The 16448-nt window shown below is 72.8% G+C and carries 19 protein-coding genes; 8 read left to right on the top strand and 11 right to left on the bottom strand.

Translation table 11 applies throughout. The features are described from left to right. Nucleotides 1-6: 6 nt before the first annotated feature. From ACYVLJ_RS26725 to rimP, 5 genes are all read right to left on the bottom strand, one after another. Entirely contained in the window at nucleotides 7-300 is a 294-nt protein-coding gene (locus ACYVLJ_RS26725) for a DUF503 domain-containing protein (protein WP_451983981.1), read from the bottom strand. 74 nt (nucleotides 301-374) lie between these two features. Then, nucleotides 375-3347, bottom strand: coding sequence for a translation initiation factor IF-2 (infB, locus tag ACYVLJ_RS26730; RefSeq protein WP_460440767.1), 2973 nt, complete (start codon nucleotides 3345-3347; stop codon nucleotides 375-377). Nucleotides 3348-3425: 78 nt separating this feature from the next. After that, nucleotides 3426-3710 carry a YlxR family protein gene (locus tag ACYVLJ_RS26735; protein WP_460440768.1) on the bottom strand — a complete coding sequence of 95 codons (285 nt, stop codon included), beginning with the start codon at nucleotides 3708-3710 and terminating at the stop codon, nucleotides 3426-3428. Between the two features lie 110 nt (nucleotides 3711-3820). After that, nucleotides 3821-4867 (bottom strand): transcription termination factor NusA, encoded by a 1047-nt coding sequence (gene nusA / locus ACYVLJ_RS26740; RefSeq protein WP_451983987.1) that lies wholly within the window; start codon nucleotides 4865-4867, stop codon nucleotides 3821-3823. Then, a complete protein-coding gene (gene rimP / locus ACYVLJ_RS26745; RefSeq protein ID WP_460440769.1) occupies nucleotides 4864-5397 on the bottom strand; it encodes a ribosome maturation factor RimP in 534 nt (177 codons plus the stop codon). Before rimP ends, nusA begins: the two co-directional genes overlap by 4 nt. Before the next feature lie 109 nt (nucleotides 5398-5506). Between rimP and ACYVLJ_RS26750 the strand changes: the two genes are divergently transcribed. Beyond that, entirely contained in the window at nucleotides 5507-6439 is a 933-nt protein-coding gene (locus tag ACYVLJ_RS26750; RefSeq protein WP_460440770.1) for a ferritin-like domain-containing protein, read from the top strand. Between the two features lie 6 nt (nucleotides 6440-6445). Here ACYVLJ_RS26750 and ACYVLJ_RS26755 read toward each other — a convergent pair whose 3' ends face one another. From ACYVLJ_RS26755 to ACYVLJ_RS26780, 6 genes are all read right to left on the bottom strand, one after another. Further along, nucleotides 6446-7042 carry a hypothetical protein gene (locus ACYVLJ_RS26755; RefSeq protein WP_451984162.1) on the bottom strand — a complete coding sequence of 199 codons (597 nt, stop codon included), beginning with the start codon at nucleotides 7040-7042 and terminating at the stop codon, nucleotides 6446-6448. Between the two features lie 112 nt (nucleotides 7043-7154). Next, nucleotides 7155-8165, bottom strand: a complete 1011-nt coding sequence (locus ACYVLJ_RS26760) for an aminotransferase class V-fold PLP-dependent enzyme (protein WP_460440771.1) — start codon at nucleotides 8163-8165, stop codon at nucleotides 7155-7157. Nucleotides 8166-8196: 31 nt separating this feature from the next. Further along, nucleotides 8197-8961: an isocitrate lyase/PEP mutase family protein gene (locus tag ACYVLJ_RS26765; RefSeq protein ID WP_451983995.1), complete on the bottom strand. Its 765-nt coding sequence runs from the start codon at nucleotides 8959-8961 to the stop codon at nucleotides 8197-8199. Between the two features lie 42 nt (nucleotides 8962-9003). Continuing rightward, entirely contained in the window at nucleotides 9004-9375 is a 372-nt protein-coding gene (locus ACYVLJ_RS26770) for a winged helix-turn-helix transcriptional regulator (protein ID WP_460440772.1), read from the bottom strand. A gap of 39 nt (nucleotides 9376-9414) precedes the next feature. Beyond that, nucleotides 9415-9990 (bottom strand): TetR/AcrR family transcriptional regulator, encoded by a 576-nt coding sequence (locus ACYVLJ_RS26775; RefSeq protein WP_451984164.1) that lies wholly within the window; start codon nucleotides 9988-9990, stop codon nucleotides 9415-9417. Nucleotides 9991-10056: 66 nt separating this feature from the next. Continuing rightward, a complete protein-coding gene (locus ACYVLJ_RS26780; protein WP_460440773.1) occupies nucleotides 10057-10497 on the bottom strand; it encodes an SRPBCC family protein in 441 nt (146 codons plus the stop codon). A gap of 23 nt (nucleotides 10498-10520) precedes the next feature. Here ACYVLJ_RS26780 and ACYVLJ_RS26785 point away from each other — a divergent pair, with 23 nt between their 5' ends. The 7 genes from ACYVLJ_RS26785 to ACYVLJ_RS26815 all read left to right on the top strand — a co-directional run bounded on the left by ACYVLJ_RS26785 (nucleotide 10521) and on the right by ACYVLJ_RS26815 (nucleotide 16445). After that, complete coding sequence (locus ACYVLJ_RS26785; RefSeq protein ID WP_451984001.1) at nucleotides 10521-11069, top strand: TetR/AcrR family transcriptional regulator; 549 nt, start codon at nucleotides 10521-10523, stop codon at nucleotides 11067-11069. Between the two features lie 65 nt (nucleotides 11070-11134). After that, nucleotides 11135-11554: a hypothetical protein gene (locus ACYVLJ_RS26790; RefSeq protein WP_460440774.1), complete on the top strand. Its 420-nt coding sequence runs from the start codon at nucleotides 11135-11137 to the stop codon at nucleotides 11552-11554. Beyond that, a complete protein-coding gene (locus ACYVLJ_RS26795) occupies nucleotides 11551-11739 on the top strand; it encodes a hypothetical protein (protein ID WP_451984005.1) in 189 nt (62 codons plus the stop codon). The genes ACYVLJ_RS26790 and ACYVLJ_RS26795 overlap by 4 nt, the downstream gene beginning before the upstream one ends. Nucleotides 11740-11781: 42 nt before the next feature. Then, a complete protein-coding gene (locus ACYVLJ_RS26800; protein ID WP_451984007.1) occupies nucleotides 11782-12468 on the top strand; it encodes a response regulator in 687 nt (228 codons plus the stop codon). After that, nucleotides 12465-13814, top strand: coding sequence for a sensor histidine kinase (locus ACYVLJ_RS26805; protein WP_460440775.1), 1350 nt, complete (start codon nucleotides 12465-12467; stop codon nucleotides 13812-13814). The genes ACYVLJ_RS26800 and ACYVLJ_RS26805 overlap by 4 nt, the downstream gene beginning before the upstream one ends. A 469-nt stretch (nucleotides 13815-14283) precedes the next feature. Then, entirely contained in the window at nucleotides 14284-15189 is a 906-nt protein-coding gene (locus ACYVLJ_RS26810) for a LysR family transcriptional regulator (RefSeq protein ID WP_460440776.1), read from the top strand. A gap of 113 nt (nucleotides 15190-15302) precedes the next feature. After that, nucleotides 15303-16445 (top strand): CaiB/BaiF CoA transferase family protein, encoded by a 1143-nt coding sequence (locus ACYVLJ_RS26815; RefSeq protein WP_451984013.1) that lies wholly within the window; start codon nucleotides 15303-15305, stop codon nucleotides 16443-16445. Nucleotides 16446-16448 lie beyond the last annotated feature (3 nt).

The following is a 16448-nucleotide window of genomic DNA, read 5'->3' on the forward strand; positions in this document are numbered from 1 at the left end:
AAAGCGCTAATCTTCTGGACCGAGCAGCCGGCGGCGGGCGGACAGGAGTTCGAACTCCGGCCTGCTCGCCACGTACCGCTCACACGAGTCGAGCACGTCCCGGACGTGCTCGCCACCTTCGGCGACCACGGCCACCCCGATGAGGGTCCGGCGGTGCAGATCGCTGTGCCCGGCCTCGGCCACCGACACGGCGAAGCGCTTGCGCACCTCGGCCAGCACCGGACGGACCACGGACCGCTTCTGCTTCAGCGAATGGACGTCGCCGAGCAGGATGTCGAGCTCGAGAGCTCCGACGAACATAGGCAAGCGGGTTTGGTGTAGTAGGGAAGCGCCGGGTGCGTGCGGGACTTCCCGCACGCACCCGGCCCCGAACATCAGGCGCGCGGCTTCTCGCGCTGCTCGTACGTCTCGATCTGGTCGTCGACCTTGATGTCGCTGTACGAACCGAGCGTCAGACCGCACTCGTAGCCCTCGCGGACCTCGACCACGTCGTCCTTGAACCGCCGCAGCGAGCTGATCGGCAGGTTCTCCGCCACGACGGTGCCGTCGCGGAGCAGACGCGCCCGGGCGTTGCGCCGGATCTCGCCGGACATGACCAGGCAACCCGCGATCGTGCCGATCTTGGAGGACTTGAAGACCTCGCGGACCTCCGCGCGGCCCAGCTCGACCTCTTCGTACTCCGGCTTGAGCATGCCCTTGAGGGCCTGCTCGATCTCGTCGATCGCCTGGTAGATGACCGTGTAGTACCGGACGTCGACGCCCTCGCGGGTGGCCCGCTCGGTCGCCTTGCCCTGGGCCCGGACGTTGAACCCGAGGACGATCGCGTCGGACGCGGTCGCCAGGTCGATGTCCGACTCGGTCACGCCACCGACACCGCGGTGGACCACGTTCAGCTCGACCTCGTCGCCGACGTCCAGCTGGAGCAGCGAGGCTTCGAGGGCCTCGACCGTACCCGAGTTGTCACCCTTGATGATCAGGTTGAGGCTGTTCGTCTCCTTCAAGGCGGAGTCGAGGTCCTCGAGGCTGACCCGCTTGCGGCGCGACGCGTTGAGCGCGTTCCGCGTGCGAGCCGACCGGCGCTCGGCGATCTGCCGGGCGACGCGGTCCTCGTCGACCACCAGGAAGGTGTCGCCCGCGCCCGGCACCGAGGTGAACCCGATGACCTGGACGGGACGCGACGGCAGCGCCTCGGTCACGTCGACGTTGTGCTCGTCGACCATCCGGCGGACGCGGCCGTAGGCGTCACCCGCCACGACCGAGTCGCCGACGCGCAGCGTGCCGCGCTGGACCAGGACGGTGGCCACCGGGCCGCGGCCGCGGTCGAGGTGCGCCTCGATCGCGACACCCTGGGCCTCCATGTCCGGGTTGGCCCGGAGGTCCAGAGCGGCGTCGGCGGTCAGCAGGATCGCTTCGAGCAGGCCGTCGATGTTGATGTTCTGCCGCGCGGAGATCTCGACGAACATCGTGTCGCCGCCGTACTCCTCGGCGATCAGGCCGTACTCGGTCAGCTGCTGCCGGATCTTGTCCGGGTTCGCGCCTTCCTTGTCGATCTTGTTGATCGCGACCACGATCGGGGCCTTGGCGGCCTGCGCGTGGTTGATCGCCTCGACCGTCTGCGGCATCACACCGTCGTCGGCCGCCACCACGATCACCGCGATGTCGGTCGAGTTCGCACCACGGGCACGCATGGCGGTGAACGCCTCGTGACCCGGGGTGTCGATGAAGGTGATCAGCCGCGGGTTGCCCTCGAGCTCGGTCTCGATCTGGTACGCACCGATGTGCTGCGTGATGCCGCCGGCCTCGCTCTCGCGGACCTTCGTCTTCCGGATCGTGTCGAGCAGGCGGGTCTTACCGTGGTCGACGTGACCCATGATGGTCACGACCGGCGGCCGGACCTGCAGGTCCTCCTCGCCACCCTCGTCCTCACCGTAGGTGATGTCGAAGGTCTCCAGCAGCTCGCGGTCCTCTTCCTCCGGCGAGACGACCTGAACGTTGTAGTTCATTTCGCCGCCGAGCAGCTCGAGGATGTCGTCCGACACGGACTGCGTCGCGGTGACCATCTCGCCGAGGTGGAAGAGCACCTGCACCAGCGAAGCCGGGTTGGCGTCGATCTTCTCGGCGAAGTCGGTCAGCGAAGCACCCCGCGGCAGCCGGATCGTCTCGCCACTGCCCTTGGGCAGGCGGACGCCGCCGACGCTGGGCGCCTGCATGTTGTCCATGTACTCCTGGCGCTTCTGCCGCTTCGACTTGCGGCCCTTGCGCGAGGGACCACCCGGGCGCCCGAAGGCACCCGCGGTACCGCCACGGCCAGCCCGGCCGCCGCGGCGGCCTCCGCCACCGCCGCAGCCGCCGCCACCGGCCGGGGCACCCGTGCCACCGCCGGGACGGAAACCGCCGCCACCGCCGCCGCCACCGGGGCCGCCGCGGAAGCCACCGCCGCCGCCACCGCCACCAGGACCGCCGCGGAAACCGCCGCCGCCACCGGGACGACCGCCGCCACCGGGCCCGCCACGGGCACCGCCACCGGGGCCACCACGACCGCCGCCGCCGGGACCGGCGGGACGCTGCGTGCGGCCCGGCATCATGCCGGGGTTCGGGCGCGGGGGCATGTTGCCCGGGCTCGGCCGGTTGCCACCGGCGCCACCGCCGGGCCGCGGGGCCGGACGGTCACCGCCGCCCTGACCGCCACCGGGCCGCGGCGGCCGGCTGTCGCCGCCCTGACCGGGGCCGGGACGGGCCGGGGGACGCGGGGCCGGCGAGCCGGAGCCGACGCCGAACGGGTTGTTGCCGACCCGCGGCGCGCGCGGACCGGGCTTGGGACCGCCGGGCTTGGGGCCCTGCGGCTTCGGCGGGACGACCGAGCCGGTGTTGCCGCCCTGGGCGGGCGCGGCCGGGGTGTCCTGCTTGGGCGCGGCAGGCGTTTCGGCCTTGGCGGCCGGGACCTGCTGCTGGGGTGCGGGCGCGGCGGGCTGCTGACGCGGGCCAGGCCGGGGACCGGGGCGCTGCCCCGGGGTGGCCGGCTTCGACGCCGCGGGCGCCTGCTGCTGGGGTGCGGCCGGAGCCGGAGCGGGCGCCGCCTGGGCCGCCGGCGCCTGCTGGGCAGGTGCGGGGGGCTTCGGGGCGGCGGGCTTCGCGGCCGGCGGGCCGGGGCGCGCCGAGGGGCCGGGGGTGGGCTTCTTCGCGCCCTTGGGCGCATACGCGTCGCGGAGACGGCGGGCGACGGGCGCCTCGACCGTGGACGACGCGGACTTGACGAACTCGCCCTGTTCCTTCAACTTCGCGAGAACGTCCTTGCTGGTGATGCCGAGCTCCTTCGCGAGCTCGTGTACGCGGGCCTTGCCTGGCACAACTCTCCTCATCTAGGGGAGGCCAGGCGGAGAACCCGCTGACCTCGTCCTTATTGTCTGACGCTCATGGCTTCAGCTTCACGGCTGACTCATGACGGGTCGACCTGCTTCCTTGATTCCTCGCGACCCCGGGGACGTCCCGGGGTCGTGGTGCGGGGTGGTGCGCTCGACGTGCTCGCGGACCTCGCGGGCGTCCAGCGCTCCCGGAGCCCGCAGGGCTCTCGGGAAGGCTCTCCGCCGTTCGGCCTTGGCCAGGCAGTCCGGGTCGGGGTGCAGCCAAGCCCCCCGGCCCGGCAGCCGCCGACGTTCGTCGACGACCACCCGCCCGGCCACCGCGACCACGCGCAGCAGCTCACCGATCAATGCCCGCCGCTTGCAGCCGACACAAGTCCGCACCGGGGAATTCCGGTGGGGCTGGTGCTCGGCTACCCGCCGCGGGCTTCGAACCACTCCTGAGTCTAGCGCTTCGACCTTCACTCAGCCGAACCGGTTGTCGCGGCGGGCCGCGACGGACTGGCGTGGTCTTGATCACCCTCGTCGTCCGCCGGCGCGGCGTCGCTGCGGATGTCGATCCGCCAGCCGGTCAGGCGGGCGGCGAGGCGGGCGTTCTGGCCCTCCTTGCCGATCGCCAGCGACAGCTGGAAGTCCGGCACCACGACGCGGGCGGTCTTCGCCCGCTCGTCCACGACTCGTACCGAAACAACCTTCGCCGGGGACAGGGCATTCCCCACGAACCGGGCCGGGTCCTCGGAGTAGTCGATGATGTCGATCTTCTCGCCGGCCAGCTCGCTCATCACGTTGCGCACGCGCGCCCCGACCGGGCCGATGCAGGCGCCCTTGGCGTTGACACCCGGCACGGTGGACTTGACCGCGATCTTCGTGCGGTGCCCGGGCTCGCGCGCGACGGCGGCGATCTCGACGGTCCCGTCGGCGATCTCCGGGACCTCCAGCGCGAACAGCTTGCGCACCAGGTTGGGGTGCGAGCGCGAGAGCGTGATCTGCGGGCCGCGGTTGCCGCGCGAGACGGTGACCACGTACGCCTTGATCCGGCTGCCGTGCTCGTAGGACTCCCCCGCCACCTGCTCGGCGGACGGGAGCACGCCCTCGGTGTCCCCCACCTGGACCACGACCATGCCGCGGGCGTTGGCGCGGGCGTCGCGCTGGATCACGCCGGCGACGATCTCGCCCTCCTTGGTGGAGAACTCGCCGAAGGTCTTCTCGTGCTCGGCGTCGCGCAGCCGCTGCAGGATGACCTGGCGCGCGGTGGTGGCGGCGATCCGGCCGAAGCCCTCGGGGGTGTCGTCCCACTCCTCGTCGACCTGGCCGTCGTGGGTCAGCGTGTGCGCGAGCACGCGCACCAGGCCCGTCTTGCGGTCGATGTCGATGCGGGCGTGCGGCTCGTGGCCCTCGGTGTGCTTGTACGCGGTGAGCAGGGCCGTCTCGATGGCCTCGATCACCGTTTCGAAGGGGATGTCCTTGTCCCGTTCGATCGCCCGCAGCGCGGCGATGTCGACGTTCACTTCGACCCCTTCTCCGTCTCGGCCGCGATCATGCCGGACGCGTCGTCTTCGAGCAGTTTCAGGTCCTCGGCGGGCGGCTGCTTGAACTCGATCTCCACGACCGCCTTCGCCACGTCGGCGTAGCGGACGTCGCGGACCTTGCCGCCTTCGAGGACGCGGGCGGCGGCTTCGCCCGCGTGACCGATCCGGCCGACGAACGGCGCGCCCTCCGCCGGGGTGATCTTCACCAGGCGGAACCGCGCGCGCCGCCAGTGCCGCGGCTGGGTCAGCGGGCGGTCGAGACCCGGCGAGGTGACCTCCAGCGTGTACGCGCTCGCGAGCACGTGCTCGTTTTCGTCGAGTGCGGCCGAGACCTTGCGGCTGACCTCGGCGACCTCGTCCAGCCCGACCCCGTCGTCGGCGTCGACGACGACCTTGACCAGCTGGCGCCGGCCGGCCTGCTGCACCTCGAACGAGTCGAGGTCGAAACCCGCGGCGGTGACGGCTTCGGCCACTATCGGCTGAAGCCGGCTGGCGAGTTCTCCTGGCACGTGGGGCTCTCCTAGGTTGCGCGGGTCGGTGGTGGACCAGCTTATCCGGTCGCCCGGTCACCCCGCGCGAGCGGCGGGGCCACCCCGGGGCCTGGCAGGATGGGCCGACGTGACCGCGAGACCGACCGACCTGACCCGTCGAGCCGCCCTCCGCGCCGGGGCCCTGGCCGTGCTGGCCGTCCCCCTGGCCGCCTGCGGGCCCGGCTACGACGAGAGCCCCGACCCGCTGCAGCCCCTGCTGGCCGCCGCCGAGGCGGACGCCGCCGCCGCGCGGGCACTGGCCAAGGGCGAGAACGCCGACGTCGCCGGCCAGCTCGCCGACGCGCGCGCGGCCCACGCGGCCGCCCTGAAGTCCGAAGTGGACCGGCTGAACCGCCCGAAGCCGCCGGCGTCCGCGACGCCCCCGGCCCCGGCCGCGCTGGGCGAGCTGAAGGAGCGGCTGGCGACCGCGCGCAAGCAGGCCGAAGACCTCGTCGGCGGGCTGCCGCGCTACCGCGCCGGCCTGGTCGCGGCGGTGGCGGCCGGTTGCGCGGCGCTGCAGCGCACGGCCCCGGCGCTGGGACCGGGCGAAGACGCGCCGGTCCCCGCCGCGCCCTCGGGTGCCGTGCCCGCGGAGACGGTCGACCCGCTGCAGACGGCCCTCGCCGCCGAGCACGCCGCCGTCTGGGTGTACGGCCTGGTCAGCGCGTTCCTGCCGGGCGACTTCGGGGACGCCGAAAAGGCCGGCGCCGCGGAGCACGCGGTCCGCCGCGACCTGCTGCAGACGATGCTGTCGGCGGCCGGGGCGACGCCGGTCGCGCCGGAAGCGGCGTACGTGCCGAAGAAGCCGGTGACCGACGCGAAGTCGGCGGCCCTGGTGGTCGCGACCGCCGAGGCCGACTGTGCGAACGCGTGGCTGGCCGTGGTGAACCACACCGACGACGGCGCCTTGCGCACGACGGCGCTGCACGCCCTGGTGGCGGCTTCGCGGCGCGGGACGCCGTGGCGCTCCGAGGCGGACGAGAAGCCGGTGGCCATCGCCCTGCCCGGGCAAGCGGGCTGAGGTGCCTCAGGAGTGGAAGTCCGCGGACAGGCGCAGGGCGTCGTCCGCGATCTTCTTGAGCAGGGCCGCGTCCGTGTGCTTGGCGTAGAAGTCGGCCAGCACGATCGTCGTGTTCGTGCCGTCCACCTTCGAGGCGAACGCCGCGTCTTCGCTGCTGACGCTCGGCGTGCCCGGCTCCTTGTACGTCTTGTCCCGGACCAGGTCGGAGACGTTGCCGGTGTTGTCCTGCTCGGTCAGCGTCTTGAGCGCCTTCGCCTTCGACGAGTCCGGCATCCCGACCAGCACCACGGACACCAGCGCCTTCGCGCCGCCCGACTCGGTCGTGTAGAGCGCGCGGGTCAGCGACTGGCACGGGCTGTCCTGGAAGAAGTCCTTGGTCTTGCCGTACGACTTCGCGGCGCAGTCGGTGGACTTCGCCGGCCCGGAGACCAGCGTGAACTTGTACAGCCCGGAGTTCTGGGCCGGCTGCTGGCCGACCGGCTCGTCCGGCGTCGAGTCGTGCCGGATCAGGAACCACAGCAGCCCGGACACGACGGCGATCGCGACCAGCCCGGCGCCCCTGAGCAGCAGGGACCGGGTGTCGCGCGCCGGCGGTCCCGGCACGGGCGGGCGGGGCTGCGGGGGCACCGCGCCCAGCGGGGCCGTGTCGGACGGGCCTGGGGTGAAATGCGCACCAACCACGGGTCCATACGGTAGTTCACCCCCGCGTGGCCGTTCACTCGAATGCGCGTAAGACGCGTTCGACGTCGTCAGCGGTGTTGTAGAGGTGGAAACCGACGCGCACCCGGCCGCCGCGCAGGCTCGACACGATCCCCGCGGCCGCGACCCGCTCGGGCTCGGCGTCGAGCGAGACGATCGCGGTGCCGCGCGGCGGCAGGCCCAGCGTCTCGAGCAGCCGGTCGGCCAGGCCGGTGTTGTGCGCCGCGACCTGCGCGAGGTCGAGGCCGCCGAGCCACTCGAGCGCCGCGGCCGCGCCGACCTGGGCGAGCCAGACCGGGGAGAGGTCGAACGCGCGGGCGTCGCCGGCCAGGCGCAGCGGCAGGCCGTAGACGGTCGCCCACGGGTCCTGCCCGGCGTACCAGTTCGCCGCGACCGGCCGGGTGCGCCCGGCCGCGTCGGGCCGCACGTACAGCCACGCGCAGCCACGCGGCGACAGCAGCCACTTGTAGCCCGCCGCGACGACCCAGTCCGCCCAGGCGACGTCCAGGGGCAGCCAGCCGACGGCCTGGGTGGCGTCCAGCAGCACGGCCGTCCCGGCCGCCCCGGCCGCGGCCCGCAGGGCCGGGAGGTCGACGATCCGGCCGTCGGCGGACTGGACGACGCTCACCGCGACGACGTCATGCCCCTCGACCCGCTCCGGCAGCACTTCGAGGGGCACTTCGGTCACCGTGACGTCCTGCGCCGCGAACGGGAACGTCACGCTGGTGAAGTCCCCTTCGGCGACGAGCACGCGGGTGCCGGCCGGCAGCGCGGCGGCGACGTTGGCGACCAGCTGCGAGACCGACGCGCCGATGGCGACCCGCCCGGGTTCGGCGCCGAGCAGCCGCGCGAACCCGGCGCGCGCCCGGTCGACGTACGGGTCGAACTCCCCCGGCCGGGTCGCGCCGGTGCGCCAGCGTTCGACGGACTCGGCCACGGCGGCGGCCACCGGCGCCGGCGGGACGCCGATGCTCGGCGTGTTCAGGTAGCCGGGCGGGACGGCGAAGTCGGTTCCGAAGGCACGCATGCCCCCGACTCAAGCAGACCCGGCAACCCGGTTACGGCAGCAGCGCGGTGACGTCGGCGTAGCCGGGCGGGCTCAGCGGCAGCTCGCCGCCGTCCCGGACGGCCAGCGCGGTCCCGGCCGCCGCGGCGAGCGCCATCCGGTACGGCAGCGAGCCCAGGCTGACCCGGGCGACCCCCAGCTCGGCCAAGCCGGCGAAGGTGACCTTGCCGGGCAGGAACAGCAGGTTGACCGGCAGGCCGGCGGCGACGATCCGCTCGACGTCGCCCGGCTCGGCGAGCCCGGGCACGAAGACGCCGTCCGCACCCGCCGCCGCATACGCCTTCACCCGCGCCTCGGCCGTCCCGGCCGAGCGGTCGCCGGCCCAGTGGGTGTCCGTGCGGGCGTTGAGGAACAGGCCCGGGACGCGGTCCTTCACCGCCTCGATGAGGGCGGTCTGGACGCCGACCGGGGCGAGCGAGCCGTCGGCGCGGCCGTCTTCGAGGTTGACGCCGGCCGCGCCCGCTTCGGCGAGTTCCGCGGCGAGGTCGGCGACGGCGGCGGGATCGGCGCTGAAGCCGTCGGCGATGTCGACGCTGACCAGCACGTCCAACCGGGCCAGGCGCTTCGCGAGGGCGACGGTCGCGGCCCGCGTCGACGGCGCGCCGTCCGGTTCGCCCGCAGCGGCGGACACGCCGAGGCTGGTGGTGCCGAGGGCCCGGAAGCCTTGCGCGGCGAGGAAGGCCCCGACGCCGAACTCCCAGGCGTTGGGCAGCAGCAGCGGGTTGCCGGGGACGTGCAGGGCACGGAAGTCGTCCATGCCCTCGAACCTAGGCGGGCGAAGCTTCGGCGGGCGCCGAACTCACGCCGACGCGGGGGTGTGCTCCGCGTCGTAGGCGTCCCGGGCCTCCTGGACCGCCGTCATGTGGCGGCGGGCCCACTGGTCCAGCACGTCCAGCGGCTCGGACAGGTTGCGGCCCAGCGAGGTCAGCTCGTACTCGACCTTCGGCGGGATCACCGGGTACGCCGTGCGCGTGAGGATGCCGTCGCGGACCAGGCTGCGCAGCGTCTGGGTCAGGACCTTCTGCGAGATGCCGTCGACGCGGTGGCCGATCTCGGTGAAGCGCAGCGGGCCGTCCTTCAGGGCACCGACGATCAGCACCGTCCACTGGTCGCCGATGCGGTCGAGCAGCTGGCGGGTCGGGCAGTTGCGGTCGTACGGGTTCGACAGCACGCGCGTCTCCTCACTTTCCGCAGGAGAGTAACACGCCGATCAGGCAGTGGCGGCCATCAAGGCCGTGAACAGGATCCGCAGGTGGTGGCGGGCCCGTTCCCAGCGCGCCTCCAGCTCGTCCTGGTCCCGCGTGGCCCAGCTGGCGATGAGGATCCCGCGCACGACGTCCATCGCCGTGTACACCGCGTGCAGGAACTCGTGGTGCTCCGCGTGGTCCGGCAGCAGGGCCCGGCCGAACTCGACCAGGCTGGACGTCGCGATCGGCTCGACGACCGCCATCTGCCCGCGCAGCTCCGGGTCCGTGCGGGCGGCCACCCACAGCTCGACCGTCGCCGAGAACACCGGCCCCTGGTGCATCTCCCACATCAGCTGCAACGCGTCGCCCACGGGGTCGCTCGACGCGCGGAGGCGGTCGAGCTCGGCCATCGCGACCTGCGTGCGCTTCTCGGCCAGGTGCCGGATCGCGGACGTCACCAGGTCGGCCTTCGTCGGGAAGTGGTGCACCTGCGCGCCGCGCGTGACGCCGGCGCGGTCGGCGACGCGGGTGGTCGTCGTGCCCGCGTAGCCGTACTCGACGAGGCAGTCGATCGTCGCGTCGAGCAGCCGGACGCGCATCGCCGCGCTGCGTTCCTCCTGGGTGCGGCCGGTCGATCCCCGTCGTGGCGCTGACATGCGCCTACTTTATGGGGCCACGCGCGCCTCGGTCGCGGCGACCAGCCCGGCCACCACCCGCTTGATGAACACACCGAGGAAGCGCCGGTAGAACCAGCCGGTGCCGGGGATCTCCGCCGTGAACGTCGAGTGCCAGTGGATCTCCGTGCCACCGTCGAGCGGCGAAAGGTCGACGTAGGCGACGTAGTCCCGCAGCGGCAGGCCGTGTTCGAGCGCGTAGCCGAACCGGCGGCCCGGCTCCAGCGCGACGATCTTCTCGTACGAGCGGGTCCGGCCGGTCCGGAACAGGCGGACCGCGCCCAGCCCTTCCGGCTCGTCCGTCCCCTCGCTGACCAGCTCGAACGAGCCCAGCGGCGACCACGACGGCCAGCTCGCGCCGGCTCTGAGCAGGGCGTACACCGTATCGGCGGGTGCGGACGTCCGGCCGCGCACCGAAATCTTCTGTACCATTTGGTACGTGTACCATTTGGTACATGATCGACGCAAGCCCGCGCCGGAAGCTCCTGGACGCGGCCATCGACCGCATCGCCCACCACGGCGGCGCGGCCCGGAGCCTGCGCGCGCTGGCCACCGACCTGGGCACCAGCCACCGGATGCTGATCTACCACTTCGGCTCGAAGGAAGGTCTGCTCACGGCGGTCGCGCGCGAGGTGGAGGCCCGGCAGCGGACGGCGCTGGCCGACCTGGACCCGGCGGGCTTCTGGCGCCGGCTCACCGACGACGACCTGCGCGCGAACGAGAAGCTCTTCTTCCAGCTCTACGGCCAGGCCCTCGGCGGCACGCCGGGCACAACGGAGTTCCTCGACGGCGTGATCGACGACTGGCTCGGCCCGGTCGAGGCACTGCTGGCCGAGCTCGGCGTCCCGGAAGCCGACCGGCCCGCGTACGCCCGGCTCGGCCTCGCCGTCACGCGCGGGCTGCTGCTCGACCTCGTCACGACCGGGGACCGGGCCGCCGTCGACGCGGCGATGGCCAGGTTCCAGGCCCTCTTCGAGCACGCCTTTACACAGCCCGAACACTAGGCGGACGCCCTCCGAACACCGCCCCGCGAAAGTTCTCCTCACAAGCACGACACAAGGGAGACACGATGCGAGGAACCACCCGGACGCGGCTGGCGCTGGCGGGCTGCGGGAGCGCGGCCTGCCTGCTGGTGGCGGCGCCGCTGGCCTCGGCCCAGACCACGTCGCCGGCGCCGGTCGCGCCGATCACGCTCAGCCCCGAGGAGTCGCAGCAGGTCTGCGGCGACTGGGTGCCGAAGCTGGAGAAGCGCGCCGAGAACCTGCAGAAGCGGATCAACGGCGGCCCGGAGGTGGCCGGGTCGGTCGCGAACCTCAAGGCACGCGCCCAGGACCAGCGCGCCGCCGGCCACGAGGACCGCGCCAAGAAGCTCGACGACCGCGCCACCAAGCGCCAGGGCAAGATCGGCGAGCTGAACGCGGCGAAGCAGAAGCTCGACGCGTTCGCCACCGCCCACTGCAAGCCGGCCGCCCCGGCGCCGACCAAGTGAGGGCCGCGAGGATCGCGGCCGCGGTCGGGGCGGCCGCGCTCATCGCGCTCGGTTGCTCGGCCTGCCGCGACAACCTGGTCGGCTCGCCGTCCGAGACCGGCGCGCCCGCGTCGGCCGAGCTCAGCGGGATCGAGTCGACGCTCAACGGCGTCGAATCCGACATGAACAGCGATGGCTCGCCCTGACCGGCTAGCGTCTCCCCACTGACGGCGGAGACGGGAGCAGGCATGGGGTCACCGGGGCGCGGCCTCGTCCTCGTGGTCGAGGACGAGGCCGCGATCGCCGAACTGGCGGCGCTCTACCTCAAGCGCGACGGCTTCGGCGTGCACGTCGAGGCCGACGGCGGCCGGGCGCTGGACGCCGTCCGGCGGCTGAAGCCGGTCGCGATCGTGCTCGACATCGGACTGTCCGGAATGGACGGGATCGAGATCTGCAAGGCGCTGCGCGCGGCCGGCGACTGGACGCCGGTGCTGTTCGTGACGGCCCGCGACGACGAGCTGGATCGCCTGCTGGGCCTGGAAATCGGCGCGGACGACTACCTGACCAAGCCGTTCAGCCCGCGCGAGCTCGCCGCCCGGGTGCGGACGGTGCTGCGCCGCGCTTCGGGCGCGTCACCGGCCGCGGAGACGTTCACCGTGGGCGGCACGCGCGTCGACGTCACCTCCCGGCGCGCCTGGGCGGGCGACACGGAGGTCGTGCTGACCTCCACCGAGTTCGACCTGCTCACGCACCTGCTCCGGCACCCGGGGCAGGTGCTCTCGCGCGACCAGCTGCTCAGCGCCGTCTGGGGGTACGCCGCCGCGGCGGGGACGCGCACGGTGGACGTCCACGTCGCGCAGCTGCGGGCGAAACTCGGCACGTCGAGTCCGATTCGGACGGTGCGCGGCATCGGCTACGCGGCGGACCCGGCATGAGGGGGACCCTCGCCGGGCGGATCACCTTGGTGTGCCTGGCCGTCGCGGGCGTGGCCGTGCTCGTGGCCGGGCTCGTCGGCGCCCGGCTGATCCGGACCACCGCGGACAACGTGCTGCAGTCGTCGCTGGCCGCGCAGGCCGACGTCGTCGCCTCGCAGCTCGACGAAACCGGCATCGGGAACCGGCTCGGCGTCGGCAAGGTCGCCGACGTCGTGCGCGGCCAGGGCATCTCCGTGGTGGTCCGGCGCGCGGGCGGGCAGGCGGTCGGCGACGGCGTCGCGGTGCAGGCCGCGGGCAAGCTCGGGCTCGGCGCGAACCACTCGGGGCGCGTCACGGTCGCGGGCGCCCAGTACCTCGTCGAGACGCGCGCGGTCGGGACCCTCGGGGCGGCGTTCGCCCTGGTCCTGCCCGCCCGCAACGCCGAAGCGACGCAACGCGCGTTGGTGCGCAACATCGCGCTGGCATTGGGAATCGGGCTGCTCGTCGCGGCCCTGGCGGGGTTCTTCTCCGGTCGGCTGCTGGGCCGTCCGCTGCGGCGGGCCGCGCTTGCCGCGGGCTCGCTGCGGGCCGGGCGCCGGGACGTCCGGGTGCCGGTGGAGGGACCGCGTGAGGTGGCGGAGGTCGCCGGGTCGCTGAATTCGCTGGCCGACGCGCTGGCGCAGAGCGAGGCCCGGCAGCGGGACTTCCTGCTCTCGGTGTCGCACGAGCTGCGGACGCCGCTGACGGCCGTGACGGGGTTCGCCGAGGCGATCGCGGACGGCGTCGCGTCCGGTCCGGACGCCGTGCGGGCCGGGGAGACGATCCAGCGCGAGGCGTTGCGGCTGGAGCGGCTGGTCACCGACCTGCTGGAGCTGGCCCGGCTGGGGGCGGACGAGTTCCGGCTCGACTTCGCGTCGGTCGACCTGGCGGCGCTGCTGCGCGACTGCGCGGAGGTCTGGCAGCTGCGGTGCGCGCGGGAGGACGTGCGGCTGTCGGTGTCGGCGCCCGCTTCGCCGGTCACGGTGGTCGCGGACGCGCGGCGGCTGCGTCAGGTGGTCGACGGACTGGCGGAAAACGCTTTGCGCGTCACCCCGGCGGGGGCCCCGATGGTCTTTTCCCTGTCGGTGTCCGGTTCCGAGGCACACCTCGCGGTCCGCGACGGCGGCCCGGGCCTCGCCCCGGAGGACTACCCGGTGGCGTTCGAGCGCGGCGTGCTGAACGCGCGCTACCGCGACCGCCGCCCGGTCGGCTCGGGCATCGGTCTGGCCCTGGTCCACGGCCTGGTCACCCGCATGGGTGGCAGTCTGGCGGCAGGCCCGGCCCCCGAAGGCGGCGCGGCCTTCACGATCACGTTCCCCCTGCCCTGACCACCGTGTCGTCCCTCCAATCACACGTGTTGACTCTCTGATCACGCATGATGCCATTCTGATCTGTCCATCAGGGCCCAGTGCTCGACGACGCGGCCGTCGCGGACGCGGATCATGTCCATGCCCGACCGCGGCGGCTCTCCTCGGCCGCGGCCGGACGGCCGACGCGGTGGCCGACGACGTCACCGAGCTGGACCTCCTCCTGCCGGCCACGGGCATCGCATTGCCCGGAGGCGAGCGGCTGCTCACGCTGGTCCGTCGCGGCCCGGCGGCGCCCCGATCGCGGGCCGGACAGGCTCGCGTGATCGAGTGGGCATCACGCGTACCTGGACGGGCATCACCCGTGATCAGGCGGGCATCAGCCGTGATCAGGCGGGCATCACGTGTGATCGGGCGGGCATCAGCCGTGATTGGAGGGGCATCACGCGTGATTGGCGGGTCGACACGGGGTGGGCCGTAGGGTCGGGGCATGGAGATGCTGCACCTGCGCTACTTCGTCGCGGTCGCCGAGGAACTGAACTTCTCCGCGGCCGCGCGGAAGCTGCACATGGCCGCGTCGCCGTTGTCGCAGCGGATCAAGGACCTCGAGCACGAGCTGGGGCGGCAGCTGTTCGACCGCAGCACCCACCACGTCACGCTCACCGACGCCGGGGCGGCGTTGCTGCCGCTCGCGCGGGACGTCCTCGAGCAGGTCGGGGCCATTCCGTGGAAGCTGGAAGAGGCCATGCGGCCGCAGCGCAGCACCGTCTTCCTCGGGATGCCCGCCGGCGTGCACCCCGCGCTGCGCGAGCGCGTCAAGGCCCTCGCCGAGCGGGTCAAAGCCCGCTACGAGCTCAAGCGCTGGCCCGGCACCACCGCCGACCTCGTCCAGGGCGTGCACGAGGGCAAGCTCGCGCTCACCCTGGCCCGGCTGCCCGTCACCGACCCGGCGCTGGAGCAGCTGCCGGTGATGTCGGAACGGCTCGGCGCGGTCGTGCCCGCCGACCGGTTCGCCGGGCGGGACTCGGTCAGCCTGGCCGAGCTGAAGGAATTCCCGTACGTCGCCTCACCAGGGGAAATCACCCCGGCGTATTTCGACCAGCTCGACCACCAATTGAACGAACTGGGCGTCAAGAAACGCATCCGGTTGACCAACACGGGCTACGGCGGGACGTCCGAAATCATTTCCAGTGGCGAGGCCTTTTCCATTTCCATGCTCGACGCGAAGTCCCCGATGCACGGCTACCGGCTCGACAACGTCGCCGTGCTGCCCTTCACCGACTTCCGGCCCCAGCTCGACACCGGCCTGCTCTGGCACCGGGACCGCACCGAGGGCGACCTGCGCGAACTCGTCAAAGCGGCCAAAGAGATCTTCGCGGAGCCCCTCAGCACGTAAAAGAAACGGTATGACCGCCGTGGTCATACCATTGTGCGTATCATGATCATTCCCTTTCACGCCGGCCGCGCCTACGTTCGTAAGTAGAGCGAAAGAGCGCGAAAGGACGAACGATGAACAGCACCGGACCGCTGGACGGCGTGCGCGTGATCGACCTCTCGACCGTGGTGATGGGCCCGTACGCGGCGCAGATCCTCGGCGACCTGGGCGCCGACGTGATCAAGATCGAGTCCCCCGCGGACACCGTCCGGGTGGGCCAGTACCGGACCACGCCGGGCATGACCGCGCTGAACCTCAACGTCAACCGCAACAAGCGCAGCGTCGCCCTCAACCTCAAGGACGAGACCGAGCGCGAGCAGGCCCTCAAGCTGATCGACACCGCCGACGTGCTGATCACCAACATGCGCCCCGGCGCGCTGAGCCGCCTCGGCCTGAACTACGCCGACGTCGCCGAGCGCAACCCGCGCCTGGTCTACGCCCACGCGCAGGGCTTCCGCAGCGACTCCGCCCAGGCGGGCAACGCCGCCTACGACGAGACCGTGCAGGCCTCCTCCGGCCTGGTCGACGTGGCCAACCGCGCGCTGGGCGAGCCGGTCTACCTGCCGACGATCATCGGCGACAAGGTGTCGTCGCTGACCATCGCCTACAGCGTGCTCGCCGCGCTGGTGCACCGCGACAGGACCGGGCAGGGCCAGCAGATCGAGATCCCGATGACCGACACGCTGCTCGCGTTCAACCTGGTCGAGCACCTCGCCGGGCACACCTACGAGCCGGCCGAAGGCCCCACCGGGTTCGCCCTGTCGATGACGAAGGGCCACGCCGCGGTCCGCACCAAGGACGGCCTCGCCTGCGTGATCCCGTACAACCCGAAGAACTTCCGCGACTTCTTCGCCGCGGCCGGGCGCCCGGACCTCGCCGAGGACCCGCGCGTGAACGGCGACGCGATCGACCGCGCCGACAACGAGTGGCTGACCGGGCAGATCGCCGAGTGCGCCCCGGCGCTGACCACCGGGGAGTGGGCCGAGGTCTGCGCGAAGCACAGCATCCCGATGGCGCCGGTGCTCGAGCTGGACCGGGCGCACGAGGACCCGTACGTCCGCGACGGCCACCTGCTCGACACCGTCGAGCACCCGAGCGAGGGCGCGATCCGCACGGTCGGCATCCCGGTGAAGTTCTCCGCGACGCCCGGCTCGATCCGCCGCCTGGCCCCGCTGGCCGGCCAGGACACCGAAGAAGTCCTCGCGGAACTGAACTGAAAG

It is taken from the genome of Amycolatopsis stemonae (assembly GCF_054781455.1).